This window comes from Bosea sp. NBC_00550, assembly GCF_026020075.1.
Lineage (GTDB): Bacteria > Pseudomonadota > Alphaproteobacteria > Rhizobiales > Beijerinckiaceae > Allobosea.
Genome location: NZ_CP102772.1, coordinates 1733044 through 1751778 on the forward strand (window position 1 = coordinate 1733044; position 18735 = coordinate 1751778).

18 protein-coding genes and 1 tRNA gene are annotated in these 18735 nt (G+C 67.1%); 11 read left to right on the plus strand and 8 right to left on the minus strand.

Annotated elements, in window-relative coordinates:
• The first annotated feature begins 17 nt into the window (after window positions 1–17).
• The 4 genes from NWE53_RS08205 (at window position 18) to NWE53_RS08220 (ending at window position 4483) form a co-directional block, all read left to right on the plus strand.
• Window positions 18–719, plus strand: a complete 702-nt coding sequence (locus tag NWE53_RS08205; protein WP_265053840.1) for a GntR family transcriptional regulator — start codon at window positions 18–20, stop codon at window positions 717–719.
• Entirely contained in the window at window positions 709–1626 is a 918-nt protein-coding gene (locus NWE53_RS08210) for a dihydrodipicolinate synthase family protein (RefSeq protein WP_265053841.1), read from the plus strand. Before NWE53_RS08205 ends, NWE53_RS08210 begins: the two co-directional genes overlap by 11 nt.
• A 197-nt stretch (window positions 1627–1823) precedes the next feature.
• Window positions 1824–3557 (plus strand): L-arabinonate dehydratase, encoded by a 1734-nt coding sequence (gene araD, locus NWE53_RS08215; protein WP_265053842.1) that lies wholly within the window; start codon window positions 1824–1826, stop codon window positions 3555–3557.
• 2 nt (window positions 3558–3559) lie between these two features.
• Window positions 3560–4483 (plus strand): 3-hydroxyacyl-CoA dehydrogenase NAD-binding domain-containing protein, encoded by a 924-nt coding sequence (locus NWE53_RS08220; protein ID WP_265053843.1) that lies wholly within the window; start codon window positions 3560–3562, stop codon window positions 4481–4483.
• Window positions 4484–4486: 3 nt separating this feature from the next.
• Here the strand turns inward: NWE53_RS08220 and NWE53_RS08225 are convergent, their stop codons facing one another.
• Window positions 4487–5881, minus strand: coding sequence for a DUF2793 domain-containing protein (locus NWE53_RS08225; protein ID WP_265053844.1), 1395 nt, complete (start codon window positions 5879–5881; stop codon window positions 4487–4489).
• An 86-nt stretch (window positions 5882–5967) separates the two neighbouring features.
• Window positions 5968–6705: an aspartate/glutamate racemase family protein gene (locus NWE53_RS08230; RefSeq protein WP_265053845.1), complete on the minus strand. Its 738-nt coding sequence runs from the start codon at window positions 6703–6705 to the stop codon at window positions 5968–5970.
• A gap of 209 nt (window positions 6706–6914) precedes the next feature.
• Between NWE53_RS08230 and NWE53_RS08235 the strand changes: the two genes are divergently transcribed.
• Both NWE53_RS08235 and NWE53_RS08240 read left to right on the plus strand, forming a co-directional pair.
• Window positions 6915–7289 carry a VanZ family protein gene (locus NWE53_RS08235; RefSeq protein ID WP_265053846.1) on the plus strand — a complete coding sequence of 125 codons (375 nt, stop codon included), beginning with the start codon at window positions 6915–6917 and terminating at the stop codon, window positions 7287–7289.
• Window positions 7290–7434: 145 nt separating this feature from the next.
• Window positions 7435–8877 (plus strand): undecaprenyl-phosphate glucose phosphotransferase, encoded by a 1443-nt coding sequence (locus tag NWE53_RS08240; RefSeq protein ID WP_265053847.1) that lies wholly within the window; start codon window positions 7435–7437, stop codon window positions 8875–8877.
• A 43-nt stretch (window positions 8878–8920) separates the two neighbouring features.
• Here NWE53_RS08240 and NWE53_RS08245 read toward each other — a convergent pair whose 3' ends face one another.
• From NWE53_RS08245 to NWE53_RS08260, 4 genes are all read right to left on the minus strand, one after another.
• Complete coding sequence (locus NWE53_RS08245) at window positions 8921–9142, minus strand: hypothetical protein (protein WP_265053848.1); 222 nt, start codon at window positions 9140–9142, stop codon at window positions 8921–8923.
• A gap of 177 nt (window positions 9143–9319) precedes the next feature.
• On the minus strand, window positions 9320–10870 hold the full coding sequence (locus NWE53_RS08250; protein WP_265053849.1) for a DHA2 family efflux MFS transporter permease subunit: 1551 nt from the start codon (window positions 10868–10870) through the stop codon (window positions 9320–9322).
• The gene (locus NWE53_RS08255) at window positions 10863–12113 is read right to left on the minus strand and encodes an HlyD family secretion protein (protein WP_265053850.1); all 1251 of its coding nucleotides are present in this window, start codon (window positions 12111–12113) and stop codon (window positions 10863–10865) included. Before NWE53_RS08255 ends, NWE53_RS08250 begins: the two co-directional genes overlap by 8 nt.
• Window positions 12106–12591 (minus strand): MarR family winged helix-turn-helix transcriptional regulator, encoded by a 486-nt coding sequence (locus NWE53_RS08260; RefSeq protein ID WP_265053851.1) that lies wholly within the window; start codon window positions 12589–12591, stop codon window positions 12106–12108. The genes NWE53_RS08255 and NWE53_RS08260 overlap by 8 nt, the downstream gene beginning before the upstream one ends.
• Window positions 12592–12750: 159 nt before the next feature.
• Here NWE53_RS08260 and NWE53_RS08265 point away from each other — a divergent pair, with 159 nt between their 5' ends.
• The 4 genes from NWE53_RS08265 to NWE53_RS08280 all read left to right on the plus strand — a co-directional run bounded on the left by NWE53_RS08265 (window position 12751) and on the right by NWE53_RS08280 (window position 16908).
• Window positions 12751–14454: an alpha/beta hydrolase gene (locus NWE53_RS08265; RefSeq protein ID WP_265053852.1), complete on the plus strand. Its 1704-nt coding sequence runs from the start codon at window positions 12751–12753 to the stop codon at window positions 14452–14454.
• 303 nt (window positions 14455–14757) lie between these two features.
• Window positions 14758–15192: a hypothetical protein gene (locus tag NWE53_RS08270; RefSeq protein WP_265053853.1), complete on the plus strand. Its 435-nt coding sequence runs from the start codon at window positions 14758–14760 to the stop codon at window positions 15190–15192.
• Between the two features lie 16 nt (window positions 15193–15208).
• Window positions 15209–15835 carry a L,D-transpeptidase gene (locus NWE53_RS08275; protein WP_265053854.1) on the plus strand — a complete coding sequence of 209 codons (627 nt, stop codon included), beginning with the start codon at window positions 15209–15211 and terminating at the stop codon, window positions 15833–15835.
• 41 nt (window positions 15836–15876) lie between these two features.
• Window positions 15877–16908, plus strand: a complete 1032-nt coding sequence (locus tag NWE53_RS08280; protein WP_265053855.1) for an amino acid ABC transporter substrate-binding protein — start codon at window positions 15877–15879, stop codon at window positions 16906–16908.
• 104 nt (window positions 16909–17012) lie between these two features.
• Here NWE53_RS08280 and NWE53_RS08285 read toward each other — a convergent pair.
• Together NWE53_RS08285 and NWE53_RS08290 are read right to left on the minus strand one after the other, a co-directional pair.
• A tRNA-Tyr gene (locus tag NWE53_RS08285) sits at window positions 17013–17097 on the minus strand.
• A 164-nt stretch (window positions 17098–17261) separates the two neighbouring features.
• Window positions 17262–17816, minus strand: a complete 555-nt coding sequence (locus NWE53_RS08290; protein WP_265053856.1) for an AAA family ATPase — start codon at window positions 17814–17816, stop codon at window positions 17262–17264.
• Window positions 17817–17930: 114 nt separating this feature from the next.
• Between NWE53_RS08290 and rlmB the strand changes: the two genes are divergently transcribed.
• Window positions 17931–18734: a 23S rRNA (guanosine(2251)-2'-O)-methyltransferase RlmB gene (gene rlmB / locus NWE53_RS08295; protein ID WP_265053857.1), complete on the plus strand. Its 804-nt coding sequence runs from the start codon at window positions 17931–17933 to the stop codon at window positions 18732–18734.
• The last annotated feature ends 1 nt before the right edge of the window (window position 18735 follow it).

An 18735-nucleotide genomic window follows, 5' to 3' on the forward strand; every position in this document is an offset into this window, starting at 1 on the left:
CCATCCTGGAAGGACGAATGCTGCAGGCCGCCATCGAACCCGTCGCGCCCGACCTGCTGCGCTCCCTGCGCGAGCATGTGCATGAGCGCCTTCGCCGCGCCATCGTCGCCGGGCGCTTCCGCGACGGGGAGCGCCTCAACGAGCGCCATCTCGCCGAGATGCTCGGCGTCAGCACCACCCCGGTGAAGGACGCGATCCGCAAGCTCGAGAGCGAAGGGCTGGTCCGAACCGAGGCGCGCAGGGGCGTCTTCGTCGAGTTCTCGGCCCGGCAGGCAATGGAGATGGCGCTCTGCCGCGCCGCACTGGAAAGCGTCATGGCGCATATCGCCGCGAACCGCCTGTCCCAGGGTGGCGAAGCCGAGCTCGCCAGGCTCGTCGCCAAGATGGAGCAGGCGACGGAGCACGGCGCGCTCGAGGATCTGGTCGCGCTCAACGAGGCCTTTCATCGCGCGATCCATCGCATCTCGGGCTGCCCCTATCTGGAGGGCCGCCTCGACGGCCAGCGCATGTATGACCATGCCCAGCGCATCGCGCTGCATTCGCAACCGGCCGAACGCCGCCGGGGCTTCGAGGAACACCGCGCCATCTATGTGGCGCTCGCGGCGCGCGATCCTTCGCGGGCCGAACTCACGATGCGCCGTCACATCGTCCGCTCGGCGAAGGCCCATGTTCGGCTGGTCTTCGGCGCGTATGCGGAAGGACTGGACTATGACGAATGACAAGTTGCGGGCCGCGCTGCGCGGCATTTCCGGCGTTCATGTCACCGCCTGGAAGGCCGATGGGGAGGCCGACTGGGCGCTGACGGGCAGGATCGTCCGGCGCATCGCCGAAGCCGGCATCCACAACATCGTCTCGGCCGGCAATACCGGCGAATTCTACCCGATGACGACGGCCGAGGTGGAGCGCTCACACGCCGTTGCAGCCGAGGCCTCCGCCGGCAAGGCGCTGGTCACGGCGGGCATCGGCCGCTCCCTGCGCGAGGCGGTCGCGACGGGCAGGCTCGCGGCCAGGGCCGGCTGCGACGCGGCGATGGTGCACCATCCGCTCGACCCCTTCGCCGCCCCGCAATCCCAGGCCGATTACATCCTTGCCATCGCCGAGGCGCTGCCGCTCCCGCTCGTCGCCTATATCCGCTCCGACGCGATCGGCGTGAAGGACCTGATCCGCATCGCCACCCATCCGAACGTCGCGGGCGTGAAGTTCGCCTCGACCAACATGATGCTGCTCGCCGACTGCGTGCGCGAGACCGAGGGCACCTCGGCCAACTGGATCTGCGGCCTCGCCGAGGGCTGGGCCGCCCCCTTCTATGCGCTGGGCGCGCGCGGCTTCACCTCGGGATTGATCAATGTCGTGCCCGAACGCTCGCTCGCCGTCTGGCGTGCGCTCGAGGCCGGCGACTACGAGACGGCCCGACGCGAGGTCGATGCCATCGCCGGCTTCGAAAAGCTGCGCACGAAATACGGCAACGGCGCCAATGTGACGGTGGTGAAGGAAGCGCTCGGCCTGCTCGGCACCGATGTCGGCCCGGTCCGCCTGCCGGGCCTGCCGGAGCTCAACGAGGCCGAGCGCGCGGAGCTGCGCGGCATCGTCTCGGGCTGGGGTGCCCGACGCGTCGCAGCTGAGTAGGCTCTCCATCTTTCCGGGGCTTCGCGTAGCGAAGAGCCCGGAACCCATGAACACTGGCGGCGCAGGATTTGCGCTGCCATCGCCGCGCCCGTCCTCATGGCTCCGTGTTCATGGGTTCCGGGCTCGGCCCTGCGGGCCGCCCCGGAATGACCGAGAGGTTCGCGCGCCAACAACACCGAGAATTCGAGGAAACGCCCATGCCGACCCGCCCCCGCAAGACGCCCGAGACCCTGCGCAGCTGGCGCTGGTTCGGGGCGAGCGACCTGCGCTCCTTCGGGCATCGCTCGCGCGCGCTGCAGATGGGGTTCGGCCATGAGGAGTTCGTGGGCAAGCCGGTCATCGGCATCATCAACACCTGGTCGGAGATCAACCCCTGCCACACTCATCTGCGTGACCGCGCCGAGGCGGTGAAGCGCGCGGTCTGGGCCGCCGGCGGTTTCCCGATCGAGATTCCGGTGATGTCCGTTTCCGAGCAATATCAAAAACCTACGACGATGCTCTACCGCAACTTCCTGGCGATGGAGACCGAGGAATCGATCCGCTCGCACCCGCTCGACGGCGCGGTGCTGCTCGGCGGCTGTGACAAGTCCACGCCCGCCCTGATCATGGGCGCCTGCAGCGCCGGCCTGCCCTTCATCTTCGTCCCGGCCGGGCCGATGCTGCGCGGCAACTGGGCCGGCAAGGTGCTCGGCTCCGGCGCCGATGTCTGGAAATACTGGGCCGAGAAGGAGGCCGGCAACATCACCGGCGACCAGTGGAAGGACATGGAGAGCGGCATCGCCCGCTCATACGGCACCTGCATGGTGATGGGCACGGCCGCGACCATGATGAGCCATGCCGAGGTGCTCGGCCTCACCCTGCCCGGCGCCTCCGCCATTCCCGCCGCCGACGCCGCCCATCCGCGCATGGCGGCAGCCGCCGGCAAGCGCATCGTCGAGATGGTCTGGGAAGACCTGACGCCCGACCAGATCCTGACCCGCAAGAGCTTCGAGAACGCGCTGACCGTCCACATGGCCGTCGCCGGCTCCACCAACGCGATCATCCATCTCGTCGCCATGGCCGGCCGTGCCGGCGTGCCGCTGACGCCGGACGATTTCGACGCCTTCTCCCGCACCGTTCCGGTCATCGCGAACCTGCGCCCCTCCGGCGATTTCCTGATGGAGGATTTCTTCTATGCCGGCGGCTTGCCCGCCCTGTTGAAACAGCTGGAGAGCAAGCTCCACACCGATGCGATGACCGTCACCGGCAAGCCGCTGGCCGAGACGATCGCGCTCGCCAATGTCTATGACGACAATGTCATCCGCCCGCTCGACAGACCCGTATCGACCGCCAACGGCCTCGCCGTATTGAAGGGAAACCTCGCCCCCGATGGCTGCGTCATCAAGCCCTCGGCCGCCGAGCCCCGCCTGCTCAAGCATTCCGGCCCGGCGCTCGTCTTCGAGGATTATGACGCGATGATGCGGGCCGTGAACGACGAGAGCCTCGACGTCACCGCCGACCACATCATGGTGCTGAAGAACTGCGGCCCGGTCGGCGGTCCCGGCATGCCGGAATGGGGTATGCTGCCGATCCCGAAGAAGCTGCTGAAGCAGGGCGTGCGCGACATGCTGCGCATTTCCGACGCCCGCATGTCCGGCACCAGCTACGGCGCCTGCATCCTGCATGTCGCGCCGGAAGCCTATATCAAGGGGCCGCTCGCCGCGGTGCGGACGGGTGACATCATCAGCGTCGACGTCGAGGCCCGCAGCATCTCGGTCGCGCTGACGGATGCTGAGATCGCCGCCCGCCTAGCGAACTGGTCTCCGCCCGATCGCGATTATCCGCGCGGTTGGGGCAAGATGTCGGCCGCCCATATCCGCCAGGCCGACAAGGGCTGCGATTTCGACTATCTGGAAGGCACCGCCAAGGTGCCGGAGCCAGAGATCCATTGACGATGCAGGATATTCGCGACATCGGGCGCGTCGCCATCATCGGCGCCGGCCTGATCGGCAGCAGCTGGGCCGCACTCGCCATGGCGCACGGGCTGAACGTTTCCGCCTACGACCCCGCTCCCGGGGCTGGCGAGAAGTTTCGTCAGGCGGTCGAGCGCGCCCGGCTCCAGCTCGCCGAACTCGGCCTTGCCAACACCGGCCAGTACAGCTTCACCCACGATCTCGACGAAGCCCTGCACGAAGCCGATTTCGTCCAGGAGAACGGCCCCGAGAACGAGACGATGAAGCGGGAGCTTCTGGTGCGTCTCGACGCCGCGCTTCCAGCGGGCATCATCATCGCCAGCAGCACCTCGGCGCTGCTGCGCAGCACCATCGTCGCCGACTGTCGTGACAAGCGCCGCGTCATCGTCGCGCATCCGTTCAATCCGCCGCATCTCGTCCCGCTGGTCGAGATCGTCGGCGAGGATGAGGCGGTCGTTGCGCGAGCCGTCGCGTTCTACCGCAGCCTTGACCGGCGCCCGGTCGTTCTCCAGCGCGAGATGCCCGGCCACGTCGCCAATCGCCTGGCCTCGGCGCTCTATCGCGAGGCGGTCTATCTGGTCGAGCAAGGGGTGGCGAGCGTCGCTGAGATCGACGCCGCGCTCTGCAACGGCCCCGGCCTGCGCTGGGCGCTGATGGGGCCGCACATGACTTATCATCTTGGCGGCGGCGAAGGCGGCATCGCCGGCTACCTCGCCCATCTCGGCCCGAGCCAGGAGCGCCGCTGGCAATCTCTCGGGAACCCCTCGCTCGGCCAGGAGGTTCAGCGCCGGATCGTCGACGGCGTCGCCGAGGAAACAGCGGGGCGTTCGATCGCGGAGCTGGAGGAGCGCCGCGACGAAGGGCTGCTCGCCCTGCTGCGCTCCCGCAAGCTCGTCAGCGAGTGAGCGTCACAGCTCGGCGTCGAAGGCGATGGCGTCGAAAGCCGCCCGCACCCGGCCGAGCGCCTGCGCCGTGACATAGGCATAAGCGCGCTCCGGCGATTGCACGAGGACGCCGCGATCGGCGCCCTGCACATTGATCTCCTGCGAGACGGAAAAGCCGACGCTCGGCGTCGTCCGCATCGACACCGGCAATCCGATGCTCTGGCGCGACGCAGCGGCGCCAGCCTGATAGGCATCGATCAGCACCTGCCCGTCGGGGCGCCAATGATAGCGCCGGCACAGCATCTGCTCGACGGTGAGCGGGCGCGCCACCCAACCCGTGGCGATCCGGCCGCGTTCGAGCTTGATCCGCGCGAAGCTGACGGCGCCGGCGCTCGGAGATAGCCGGATCTGGAGCGCTCCCGTATCGCCCACGGCCGGCGTCAGCGTCAGCGACCGGCGGCCGGTATCCGCAGCGATGGTGCCGGTCTGGCTGCCGATCGCGACGGAGAGACTGCCACCGGCCAACTCCTCGACTGACAGCGACAACGGCAGGCCGGCGAAGGACGACAGGCCCCACAACGCCGGCTCGACCGGCTGGACGATGGCTCCGGAGCTCAAGGTGACGGTGAAGCCGCTGAGCGAGAGATTGGCGCCGCCTGTCGCGGCCTTCCAGCGATCGAAGCCATAAGCGCCCGCCGCCAGCACCCCACCGGCGAAGCCACGCTGGTTGATCGCCATGTCGCCATTGACCAGCAGGTTCTGCCCGCCGGCCCAGGGCGAGCCCGGCAATGCGACGCCGCCGGTCGCGCGGTCGATGGCCAGCGCATCGTGCCAGGCCGACCCATCCGCACTGACCTTGACCCGGAAATCGTCGTCGCCGGCAAGGCCGAACTCGGCCCGCCCCGACCAGTCGCTCTGAAACAGCAAGCTGGCCGTATTGCCCGCGCCGGCCTTGTTCAGCTTCAGCCGGTGGTCGCTGCCCGCATGGTTGAACAGGCTCGCGTCAGCGGACACCGCGAGACGATTGGTCGTATCCGCGGTCGCGTTCACGCCCCAGCGCTCGGCGCCGAGACCGCTGAGCGGGCTGGCGCGGCGCCATTCCGTGCCGGCCCAGAGATTGTGCTCTTCCTCGTCGGCCACCCAGGCCTGCCAGCCGCTGCGCGGCGTCAGGAAGGTCCAGCCGCCATCCTCGAAGAGCGCGACCTGATCGGCCCGCCCCGCAAAGGCACCGGTACCGCCGGGCGGCACGATATAGGCGGACAGCTCGGTCGGTGAAGCCGGCGGCGCGGCTTGCGTCCGGCTGTCGACGACGAGATGGATCAGCGCGTCCAGGCGCATCAGCGCGTCGTTATGGGTGACATGCTTCTGCGCCTGGCCGGCGGCGAGCAGCGGCAGCGAAAGTCTGGGCGTGTCGGTCATGGGGCCTCGCGGGAGGGGCGCAGCGCTATGCTGCGGCGAGGCCGGATTATCGGGCGATACGGATCACCGGGGATAAGTCGGCTGCTTCAGCCGAAGCGGCGCGGCCGCAGGCCGGCATGGAACCAGTTGATCAGCGAGTAGATGTCGTAGACCGGCAGCCCCGTCGCCGCCTGCACATCAGCGGCATAGGGCGGCATGTTCGTGCATTCGAGCACGATCGCGCCCACCTCGGGATGCCCCGCCACGAGATCGAGCGCCGCCTGCACCACATCCTGCCGGGCGAGCTCGATATCCATGTCGTCCTTCTCGGCCTTGATCAGCACGCGGAAGAACTCGCGCCCGTTCTCGGTCCCCGCAATCGGCGTGTCGAGCGGCACCGCGGCCGCCTCGAGATGCGCCGGCGTCAGGCTCGCAGCCGAGACGGTGACGACCCCGACGCGCTTGCCCGGCGGCAGCGTCGCCTGCACCCAGGGCACCTGCATCAGCGACGAGGTCGCGACCGGTACGCCGACCGCTGCGGCAAGCTCGCGCTGGAACAGCGAGAGGAAGCCGCAATTGGTGGTGATCGCCTCGGCGCCGAGCCGGACCAGATCGCGCGCGGCCTCGACGAAATCGGGCAATAGCCCAGCCGCTCCCTTCAGCACGACCTTCTCGGGACTGGCCCCGCCGACGACGCGATAAAGCACCGGGAAGGGCCAGGTGGTGCCATTGCCCATATCGCCGGGAATGCGCGGAAACCGCGCCTCCAGCATCAGTATGCCCAGCGGCACGCCGTAGATCGCCTTGCCGCCCCGCGCGATCCGCGCCGCCGAATCACCCACCATGAAACCTCCCCCGCTCCGGCCGGCATGTTATCCTCGCGCCGGCGCGCCAGCCATCAACTCCCGGGCGAAGGCGCCGCCGATCTCGCCTGTGCCATTGCTTCGCCGTTTTCACCCCGCCATAAGGGCGCAGCCGGGCCTCGGCGCGGCACGATTCTTCGAGTGCTGGCCCACATCTTGCTGAACGTCGCGCCAGCCTTCGGAGCTCCGGTTTGAACGCCTCCCTCGACAAGCTACGCCGTTGCGCCATCATCACGGGCTGGATCGCTCTGCTCGTGATCATCGGCTCGACGCTCTCGCCGATCGACGCCCGGCCCCATCTCTCGGAGCTGGGACCGGACGCCGAACGCTTCCTTGCCTATCTTGCCGCCGGTGCCTTGCTGACCTTCGCCTATCCGCGCCAGCGCTGGCTCGTGCTGCCCGGCCTGGTCGCTCTGGCGGCGGGTCTGGAGTGGCTGCAGACCCTGGAAATGTCCCGTCACGGTATGCCCCATGACGCGCTGGTGAAGATCGCGGGCGCTCTTGTCGGCTCGGCAATGGCAAGTTCTTTTGAATATATGGTTCGGCGCTTCCGCAGCGTCGCCTAAGCTTTGACCGCCCCGATGCCCCGATCCGGTTCAAACGCCGGCGGCATACGCTTTGCCACTTAGCCTTCAATACGGATCCGGCGCGATGCCATGTTCCAAAGCGGGACATGCATCGGCCGCGCGGATCGGATCAGAAGGTTGGGATATGAGCGTCAACAATCTGGACGGTGCGCTGCTGGCGACGCCCCAAAACCACCCCCGACTCTGGCGGTATTGGCTCGGCCCCTCCACCGCGGCGAGCGACGCGCTCATCGTCGGCACTCTCGTCTATGCGGCGTCGGTCGTCTATCATCTCGCAGTCCAGAACGAATTCGGAATCGATGGCGCGACGCCGGAACTGGCGGCCATGCTGACGACGATCTTCGTCTTCATCAATCTGATGCAGGGGCGCTACCAGCTCGGCAACTACCTCTCGCCGCGTGGGCAGATCGCATCGGCCTTCGTCGTCTGGAACATCACGATGGTCGCGTTCCTGGCGCTGATCTTCCTCGCCAAGATCGCCGATCACTATTCGCGCACCGTGATCCTCGCGACCTATCTCGCCGGCATTCCCGTCATCGCGCTGTCGCGCTCGCTTCTTGTCCAATGGGTCGCTGCGGGCAGCAAGGCCGGCCGGATCACGGCCGAGCGCGTCTTCCTGATCGGGCGTGAAGAGAACGTCATGTCCTTCGTCGCCCGGCACAAGCCCTGGCATGTCGGCTTCGCGATCGTCGATGTCGCGTTCCTGAGATCGAGCCAGGATGGCAATCCGGCGGACATGGCGGCCGATCTGGCCGCCGCCGCGGCGAATTGCCGGGCCAGGCAGCCCGATGCCGTCTTCATCGTCCTGCCCTGGTCCGAGCAGAAGACGATCGAGGCCTGCGTCGGCGCCTTCACCAATCTCCCGGTCGCCATCCATCTTGCGCCCGAGCCGATCATGGAGCGTTTTGAAACGCCGCATATCGTTCGCACCGGCTCGTTTTCGAGCCTGCGCCTGACACGCCGGCCGCTATCGGGGGCAGAAATCACCGCCAAGCGCGCCTTCGACGTCGTCGCGGCCTCCCTGGGCCTCGTCCTGACCCTGCCGCTCCTCATCATGATCGCAGCCCTGATCCGGCTCGACTCGCCCGGCCCCGTCCTCTTCCGCCAGCGGCGCTATGGCTTCAACCAGCAGGCATTCCGCATCTTCAAGTTCCGGACGATGACCACCACCGACGACGGCCAGGTCGTGGTCCAGGCCAAGCGCAACGATGTCCGCATCACCCGGGTCGGCCATGTGCTGCGGCGCTACAATCTCGACGAGCTGCCGCAACTCCTGAACGTCATTGCCGGCAACATGTCTTTGGTCGGTCCGCGCCCGCACGCGCTTGCCCATGACGTCGAGTTCCAGCGCCGGATCGCCAATTACGCACGCCGCCACAACGTAAAGCCGGGCATCACCGGCTGGGCCCAGGTGAACGGCTTCAGGGGCGAAACCGATACGGACGAGAAGATGGCCAAGCGCGTGGCCTACGATCATTGGTACATTGACAACTGGTCGTTCTGGCTCGACGTCGCGATCCTCTTCCGGACCGTCTTCAGCCGGAAAGCCTTCGCCAACGCGCGCTGAGGCCTTCCGAGCGTCCCGCCCGCTCCTCGAAGAGTCGCTTCTCTCAGGCGAAGAGACGCCAGATCGTGCGCCCGAGCCATGCGACCCAGCCGAGCGTGAGCGCCAGCACCGCGACGATGGTGCCGACGATCAGAGACCGCCCGACGATGAGGCTCGCGATGCTTTCATGAATCTCGGCGCCGTTGTCGTTCGCCGCCTGCGGCGCCCGATCCGGGCCGGAGACCCGAAATGGGACCGGAATTGGCTGCACGCGCTCTGGTCGCATGACACTGGCTCGTAGCGTTAAAATTGCGTTAACTCGATATGGTCGAAGATGACTGAAATCGATCCGCAAAAAAAGCTCAAGGTAAATTTCCGGTCAAGTTTATCGCAACGCGGTTAACGCTGCGGCATGCCGCGCCGGCACGCAAGCGCCGCGCCCAAGACCGCCACGGGCAAAAGCTTACTCCATGACGATTGCATGATCGTCGGCCGGCGCCGCCTGCTGGCGCGGCGTGCGCAGCAGCGCCAGGAATGGCAGCGCGGCAAGGCACAGGATCATCAGCAGCTTGAAGTCGTCGATATAGGAGATGATCGTCGCCTGGCGTGTGACCACCTCGTCGAGCGCGGCGCGGCCGGCGAGCTTGAGCGGGTCCCAGGCCTCCCTGATTGCCGGCATGTCGAAGATGCGGTTGAACGGGGTGACGTAGTTCGCGATTTCCGCGTGGTTCACCTGCACGTTGCGGGTGAGCAGATAGGCCACGAGCGAGATGCCGACGCTGGAGCCGATATTGCGCGACAGGTTGTAGAGGCCGGTGCCGTCGCCACGATATTCCGCCGGCAGCGTTGCGAAGGTGATCGTCGTGAGCGGCACGAACAAAAGCCCGAGCCCCGCCCCCTGCAGGAAGCCGGTCAGCATGATCGTCTGCTGCGAAACGTCCGGCGTCCAGCCGGACATGTCGTACATCGCCCAGGCGCTGACCAGCAGGCCGGAGCCGAGCAGGATGCGCGTATCGACCTTGCCGATCAGCTTCCCCACCAGGAACATGCAGGCCATGGTGCCCAGCCCGCGCGGCCCCATGACGATGCCGGCGGTCACCACCGGATAACCCATCAGCGTCTGCAGATAGGGCGTCATCAGCGCCAGCGACGCCAGATAGCAGATGCCGACGATGAAGATGAAGATCAGCCCGACGCAGAAATTGCGGTCGAGGAAGAGCCGCGGCTTGATGAAGGAATTTTCTGCCGTGAAGGTGTGCACCACCAGGATGTAGAGCGCCGCGACGCAGACCGTCGCCTCGACGATGATCTCGAACGAGTCGAACCAGTCGAGCTGGGCGCCGCGATCGAGGAAGAGCTGCAGCGAACCGATCGCGATGCTGAGCGCGCCGAAGCCGATCCAGTCCAGCTTCGCCGCCGCGCTCGACTTGGTTTCCGAGACGAAGATCGAGACGCCCGCCAGCGCCAGGATGCCGAGCGGCAGGTTGATGTAGAAGACCCAGCGCCAGGAGATGTTCTCGGTCAGCCAGCCGCCGATCACCGGCCCCAGCACCGGCCCGACCATCACCGAGACGCCGAACAGCGCCATCGCCGAGCCGCGCTCCTCGGGCGTGTAGATGTCGAGCAGGATGCTCTGCGACAGCGGCACCAGCGCCGCGCCGAAGAAGCCCTGCATCAAACGGAAACCGACGATCTGCGGCAGCGACTGCGCGGCGCCGCACAGGATCGAGGCGACGACGAAGCCGATGATCGCCACGGACAGCACGCGCTTGCGCCCGAAGCGGGAGGCCAGGAAACCCGAAGGCGGCGTCATGATCGCCGCGGCGACGATGTAGGAGGTCAGGACCCAGTTGATCTGGTCCGCGCTGGCCGAGACGCTGCCCTGGATATAGGGCAACGCGACATTGGCGATCGTCGTGTCCAGCGCCTGCATGATCACCGCGAGGATGACGCAGGCGGTGATGGCGCCGCGGTTGGCGACCGGGGTCACCGCCGCGGCGACGGCGCTAGCCATGGTTGTTCTCGGTCTTCTTGCTCATGCCGAAAGCCGAGCCGATGAAATCCGGCAGGCCGCGCGCATGGCCGGTATCGATGTCGAGCGTCACGCTCATGCCTGCGCGCAGTTGCGGCCGCTCTGGCGGCGTCTCGATCTTCACGCGCATGGCGATGCGCTGGACGACCTTGACCCAGTTGCCGCTGGTGTTCTGCGCCGGCAACAGGGAGAAGCTCGCGGCCGAAGCCGGGCTGATGCTGTCGACCGTGCCGCTCCAGCTCGCGCCCGGATAGCTGTCGACATAGATCTCGGCCTTCTGGCCCGGGCGGACCCAGGTCAGCTCGGTCTCCTTGGGATTCGCCTGGATCCAGACATGGTCGGTGGAAACCAGACTGAAGGCGTTGGTCGCCTCCGCCAGATATTGCCCCTTCTGCAGCGAGGGCACGTTGGTGACGATGCCGTCCATCGGCGCGCGCACCACCGTGTGGTCGAGCTGGCGGGCGGCTTCCGCGCGGGCGGCGACGGAATCTCGGTAGCGCGGGTGTTCCTCTACCTGCGCATCGGGCTTGCCGTTCAAATTGGCGGCGATGCCGGCGAGCTGGTTTTGCAACTGCACCAGCTTCTGCTGCGCGCCGTCGAGGTCGTGCTTGGCCTGGTCGTAGGTCGCCTGCGACGCGACGGACTTCGTGGCGAGGTCCTGCTGGCGCTTGAACGCGGTCTGGTAGAAGGCGATGTCGCTCTCGGCCTGGGCAATCTGGCTCTGCATGCCCTTGTAGCTCGTCTTCAACGCTTCGAGGTCGTTGCGGACCACGCCGATCTGCGCATCCGCCCGTTCGAGTGCGAAGCGGAACGGCTTGTCGTCAAGCCGGAAGAGCGTGTCGCCGGCCTTCACCGGCTGATTGTCACGGACATCGACCTCGCTGACGATCCCGGCGACATCGGTGGAGAGGCCGACGATATCGGCCTGCACATAGGCGTTGTCGGTCGACATCACCTGGCCGCCGCTCACATAGTAATATCCGCCCGCGATCAGTGCGATCGGCAGCAGCGCGAACAGGACCTGGCGCTTGCGATTGCGCGCGGGACGCGCTGCCGTAGGCGCGGACGCGATGACCGGCGCGGCCTCGGACGCCTTCGCGACGGGCGCGGATTGCTGCGCCCCCTTCGCGTCCGCCGCGCGGCGGATCTCGGTCACATTGTCGCGTGGCTCAGGCTCGGGCACGGTTTCCATGCCTGCTTCGGTCTTCCTGACGGCGTCATCCATTGCGGGCCTGCCCTTCGGCCGCCGGCGACTGGCAGGCGGCTGCGAGATTCGTCTTCATGGTTTCGAGGAGGTCGAGAAGCCGCGCCCGCTCCGCTTCCGGAATGGCGCCGAAGGCCTCGGCCCGGGTGATCTCGCCGAGGCCCCGCATCTCGTCGAGCTTCGGCCCCGCCTTTTCCGTCAGATAGAGCTGCCAGACCCGCCGGTCGGTCGGATGGGCCTTTCGCTCGACAAGCCCGCAGCCCTCCAGCTTGTCGACGATCCGGCCGACCGTGATCGGCTCGACATCGATGAGCTCGGCGAGCGCCCCCTGCTGGATGCCGGCATTCCGGTCGAGATAGGCAAGCACCTGCCATTGCGAGCGCGTTAGCCCGGTGTCTCGGGCGTTCTGCTCGAAGCGCTTGCGCAGCAGCCGCGCGACGTCGTGCAGGAGGAAGCCCACGGTCGGCGGCGGCTTGGTAGGCATGCTTGTCATAAGCATGTATATAATATTTTGGTACAGCTACGTGCAACCGCCTAGACCGCAACCCTCCGTCGCTTCACTTGCATTGCCAGCGCAGACATGCGGCGACTACGCTTTGCCGATCGGAACATTGGCGGCGAAGCGCCCGGAATGATCCGAGCGAGGGGATAAGCAGTCGTGACGCGTTGGATTCGCAGGCAGTTGTCGTCGTTGTCGGGCGTAGGATTGGTTCTGGGAACGCTGCTTTTCGCAGCTGCTCTGACGCCGACCCTCGTGCCGCGCAGCTATCTCACGCAGGGCGCGCTCGCCGGCATCTGCTTTGCGATCGGTTATGGCCTCGGCGTGCTGTCGCGACAGCTCTGGCGCTATCTCGAACTGCCCAAGCCGTCCGACCGACTGCGGCGGCCAACCAATGCGGTGGCCCTTCTGCTGTCCCTGCTGATCGCACTGCTCTTCCTGTGGAAGGCGGCGGAATGGCAGAACTCCGTCCGCGCCGTCTTCGACCTGCCTCATCTGCCGAGCTCGCACCCGACCAAGCTCTGCTTCGTGGCATTCGCGACCTTCGCGCTCGCGCTGGTCATCGCGCGCCTGTTCAAGCGGCTGGCCGGCTGGCTGGTTGGCATCATCAGGCGTTTCATACCACCTCGGCTCGCCACAGCGATCGGCATCGGCCTGGCAGCGCTGCTGTTCTGGTCGCTGGCGAGCAACGTGCTGGCGAGCGCGGTCTTCCGCGTGCTGGATTCGTCCTATCGCGAATTGGATGCCCGGCTCGAACCCGAGCGTGCGCAGCCGACCGATCCCAAGAAGACCGGCAGCCCGGCCTCCCTCGTCAGCTGGCGAGAACTCGGCCGCGCCGGCCGCGAGTTCATCGCCGCCGGGCCGAGCGCCGAACGAATCGGAACGCAGACCGGGCATCCTGCCCAGGAACCGATCCGGGTCTATGTCGGATTGCAGGGCGCCGAGACGCCGGAGGCGCGCGCGAAGCTGGCGCTGGAGGAGCTCAAGCGCGTCGGCGGCTTCGCGCGTTCGACGCTCATCGTCGTCACGCCGACCGGCACGGGCTGGGTCGACCCCTCGGCGATGAACGCGCTCGAATATCTTCGCGATGGCGACGTCGCCAGCGTCGCGGTGCAGTACTCCTATCTCAGCAGCCCCCTATCCTTGCTGACCCAGCCCGAATACGGCGCCGAGACCGCCCGCGCGCTCTTCCGCGAGATCTACCGCCACTGGACGGCGCTGCCACACGATGCACGTCCGAAGCTCTACCTGCACGGCCTCAGCCTCGGGGCGATGAACTCCGAGAAATCCGCCGAGCTGTTCGAGATGATCGGGGACCCGATCGACGGCGCGCTCTGGAGCGGCCCACCTTTCGAAACCCCGGGCTGGCGCTCGATCACCGAGGCCCGCAACCCCGGGACGCCGCAATGGCTCCCGGAATTCCGCGACGGGCGCGTGGTCCGCTTCATGAACCAGAACGGCCCGACCGTACCGGCGGATCGCCCGTGGGGGCCGATGCGGCTGGTCTATCTCCAGTATGCGAGCGATCCGATCGTCTTCTTCGACTACCGGGATGCCTATCGGCAGCCGGCCTGGATGCAGTCGCCGCGTGGCCCCGACGTTTCGTCCGAGCTGCGCTGGTACCCGGTCGTCACCATGCTGCAGCTGGCGCTCGACATGGCCGTCGCGACAAGCACCCCCATGGGCTACGGGCATGTCTATGCACCGGAGCACTATGTCGAAGGCTGGACGGCCGTCCTCGGCACCGGGCGCTGGTCGGCGGAGAAACTGGCGGCCCTGAAGCAGCATCTGGCGGCGCAGGCCAGAGCTCCGGCCGGCACGGATGCATCCAAGGACAACGCCTATGACAACAGGGGCGGATAGGGTTGCAGACGAGCACAAGCATAATTGGGGCTTGATCCCGATCGCGTTTGCGGCTGTGCTGTCGAAATCGCTACCGTATCTCTGGCCAGGGGGCCGCCAGGACGCCGATGAACGCCGAGCGATCAGCCGCTGCAAGATCGATCGCCCGGCAATGCTCCTTTAGCCATCGCGCAGCCGCTCGCCTGACACCACGACGCATCGCTTCGACTTTGACTGCACCGTGATGGAGGACCGATGAGACAGATTGGGTTTAGGGCCGGCGGTGCTGGTTTCGGGGTCGCGTCTCTCGGAGGGAGCGTTCTGGTGGCGCTGCTGCTGGCGGGCTGCGGCGGTGGCGAGGGGCTCTCGCCCCTGGCGAGCGCGACGCAAAGCGCCCCTGCGCCGACCAATGTCACCCGTGACGCCCTGATAGGGCGCTGGGGGATCGCCTCCTTCCACACGGAGAAGGACCGCAAGCGCACCGAGTCGGAAGCGCGGGCGCAGTGCAACCAGCCCTACACGATCGCCAAGGGTGCCGGCGACGGGGTGATGATGCATGTCGCCGATGACCCCAAGCCCTATGAGCTCAGGCTCAAGGCCGGGGCTGGCGGCAGGACCTTCCTCGGCTTCGAGGCGCCGGCAGGCGACCCGCAGGACCGCGAGCTGCTCTCGGTCAAGCCGAACGAACTGGTGATGCGCTTCGTCGATCCCGATGCGCACCGGCGTTACGGCACCTTCATCTTCATCCGCTGCCGCTGACCGGAGCTGACGAGACATGATCCTCTCCCGCAAGACCCTTCCCGGTTTCGTCGCGGCCGGATTCGTTGTGACGGCCCTGCTTGGCGGCGCCCTGGCGCAGCCGCGCCCGCCTGGCGCGATGAAGGAGACGATGGAGATCGGCGACGAACCCGGCCGCGTCTCCACCGAGGAGGTCAGCATCACCGATGGGCCCTATGCCCGCCAGATGGTGCTGTTCCGCTCCAGCGAACCGGCGGGCACGGTCGTGATCCATTCGGGCGAGCGCTTCCTCTACATCGTCCAGGGCAATAACCGCGCCCTGCGCTACGGCATCGGCGTCGGCCGCGAGGGCTTCACCTGGTCCGGACAGGTCCAGGTCAGCCGCAAGGCCGAGTGGCCGGACTGGCGCCCGCCGCCGGAGATGCTGCAGCGTCAGCCCTATCTGCCACGTTTCATGGCCGGCGGCCCCGGCAATCCGATGGGCGCGCGCGCCCTCTATCTCGGCTCGACGGTGTTCCGCATCCACGGCACCAACCAGCCCGAGACCATCGGCGAGGCGATCTCGTCCGGCTGCTTCCGGCTCGCCAACGGCGACATCGTCGATCTCTACGAGCGCGTCCCGCTCGGGACCAAAGTAATCATCCGCCACAAGGCCACGCTGTGACAGGCGCCATCGGCAGCCACATCCTAAGGGGGAAGAATGCGATGTCGAAGGCCTCATGGTTTCGCCTGCCCGGCCTTGCTGCCGGCGCTGCGCTCGCAGCCATCCTCGTCGCGCCGGCGATGGCCGGCACGCTCGATACGGTGAAGCAGCGCGGCACGCTTCAATGCGGCGTCAGCGAGGGTGTGCTCGGCTTCTCCGCCAAGGACGCGCAAGGCAACTGGAGCGGCTTCGACGTCGACTTCTGCCGCGCGGTCGCAGCCGCGATCCTCGGTGATCCCGGCAAGGTCGCCTTCACGCCGCTCTCCGCCAGCGAGCGCTTCGACGCGCTGAAGGCCAGCAAGGTCGATCTGCTCGCGCGCAACTCGACCTGGACGCTCGGCCGCGAAGCCGAATTGGGCCTCGCCTTCGCCGGTATCACCTACCATGACGGCCAGGGCTTCCTGGCGAAGCGCTCTTTGAAGGTCGACAGCGCACTATCCCTCGACAAGGCGAAGATCTGCGTCGAGGCCGGGACGACGACGCAGCTCAACCTCGCCGACTTCTTCAAGGCCAATTCCATGACCTATGAGGAGAGGGTGTTTCCGAGCGCAGCAGAGGCCTTTTCAGCCTTCGAGGGCGGCCAATGCGATGTGCTGACCCGCGACCAATCGGCCCTGCACGGCGAGCGCGTCCGGCTGGCAAAGCCCGCCGAGGCGATCGTGCTGCCGGACGTGATCTCGAAGGAGCCGCTCGGACCTGTCGTGCGCTCGGACGACTTCCCCTGGTTCAACGTGGTGAAATGGGTGAACTTCGCCCTGGTCAACGCGGAGGAACTCGGCATCGCCACCGCCAATGTCGACGAGGCCCTGAAGTCGCAGAAGCCCGATGTGCGTCGCTTCACCGGCGCCGAAGGCGGCTTCGGCAAGGCGATGGGGCTTGATGCCGACTGGGCGGTCCGCGCCGTCAAGGCGACCGGCAACTACGCCGAGATCTACGAGCGCAACCTCGGCACCGGCTCGAAGCTCGCCATCCCGCGCGGCCTTAACCAGCTCTGGAGCATGGGCGGCGTGCTCTACGCTCCGCCGCTCCGGTAAACGCCGGGCGTCTCGGATAGCTCGATCGGGCGTCGCCGAATCTGGCGGCGCCGTTCCGGCGCGGGGTCCGAAAGCCTATCGATATCAGATCTTTAGGAGAGAGGTGGTGGGGGAAGCAGGACTCGAACCTGCGAAGGCATAGCCAGCGGATTTACAGTCCGCCCCCTTTGCCGCTCGGGACATTCCCCCGCCTGCGCCCTCGATCGGCTCAGCGAGCCGAGGGCCACCGATATGTCACTTTCGCGACGACCGGCAGGCGCGGCCGGACTTATGGTGACCGGGCCGCGCCCTGTCAACGGCAAAACGACCGGAGGCGCGAATTCGTTGTGAGGCGCCCATGAGCCGGAATTCGCTCAGGCCGCGGCGCCGAGGCGCTTCAGCATGAAATCGATGCGGGCTTCGACGCTGTCACAGGGCAATTCGACGAGATCGTAGCCATAACGCGGATAGGTCCGAGCCATGGCCTCGCAGGTCCGCTCGGCCTCCGTGAAATCCTGCTTCCGCTCCGCATCCTGTCTGAAGATGTCGCGCCAGGGCGGAGCGATGAAGACCGTGCTGCGATAACGGAAGCGCTGCGCCGCCTCCTCGATAGGCTCAGGCACCGGCAGGCCACACAATGCGAGATAGCCCGCGATATCGGGCAGGCCCCGGTCGAAGAACACCAGCCCGCTTTGCCGGCGCGCTTCGTCATGACTGCGCAGATCCGCCGCGAGCATCAGCTCGGCGAATGCAGCACGGTCTTTCCAGGGCAATCCCTCGCCGCCGATCGCCTGCTGCTCGCGGATGATCGCCCGGCCGGCCTCCGGCCGTGTGGCGTGTCCCAGCCCTGCCAGCGCCTCGATCAGCGTCGTCTTTCCCGATCCGGGCCCTCCAGTGATCACGATCAGCCGGTCGGTCTCGCTTGTCATGATCTGTCCTTTCCTCTGCGATCCATCTTGGGAGATCCGCCTTGGCCGGGCGCTTCGCACTGGCCAAGCGCGCCGCGCCATGGCACGGCAATCCGGTGAATTCTGGAGAATGCGATGGCCCCGCCATTTCGCCCGAAACAAGCCCGGCCTGCGGGCGGCAGACCCGGCAACGCCCGCCGCACCGGAGCCCCGCCGCCGCATCGCCCCGGCGACATCGACGAGGCCGTGCTCTATGGCGTCCATCCCGTCGTCGAGGCCCTGCGCAACCCGCAACGCCATCACCGGCGCCTGCTCGCGACCGAGAACGGGCTGCGGCGCCTGGAGGAGCAGGTCGGCACGCTGCCGCTCGAGCCGGAGATCGTGCGCCCCTCCGAGATAGACCGCCTGCTGACGCCCGATTCGGTGCATCAGGGCCTCTATCTCGTCTGCGATCCCCTGCCCTCGCCCGAGCTCGACAGCCTGTCGGACGATGCGGTCGTGCTGGCGCTCGACCAGATCACCGATCCGCATAATGTCGGCGCCATCCTGCGTTCGGCCGCGGCATTCGGCGCGGCAGCCGTCATCGTCACCATCCGCCATTCGCCGGCCGCGACCGGCGTTCTCGCGAAATCGGCCTCCGGAGCCTTGGAGCATGTGCCGCTCATCGCCGTGCGCAATCTCGGCGATGCGCTGGACACACTGGGCGCCCGCGGCTTCCTGCGCATTGGCTTCGATTCGGATGGCGAAGTCGCGTTCGACGATGTCGCGCTGCGGCGGCCCCTCGTCATGGTGATGGGCGCCGAGGGCAAGGGCCTGAGACAGCGCACGCGCGAGCTTTGCGACCATGTCGCGCGGCTCGAAGTGCCCGGCGCGATCACCAGCCTCAACGTCTCCAACGCCACGGCGATCGCGCTCTATGTCGCGAGTCGCCAGCCCTGAC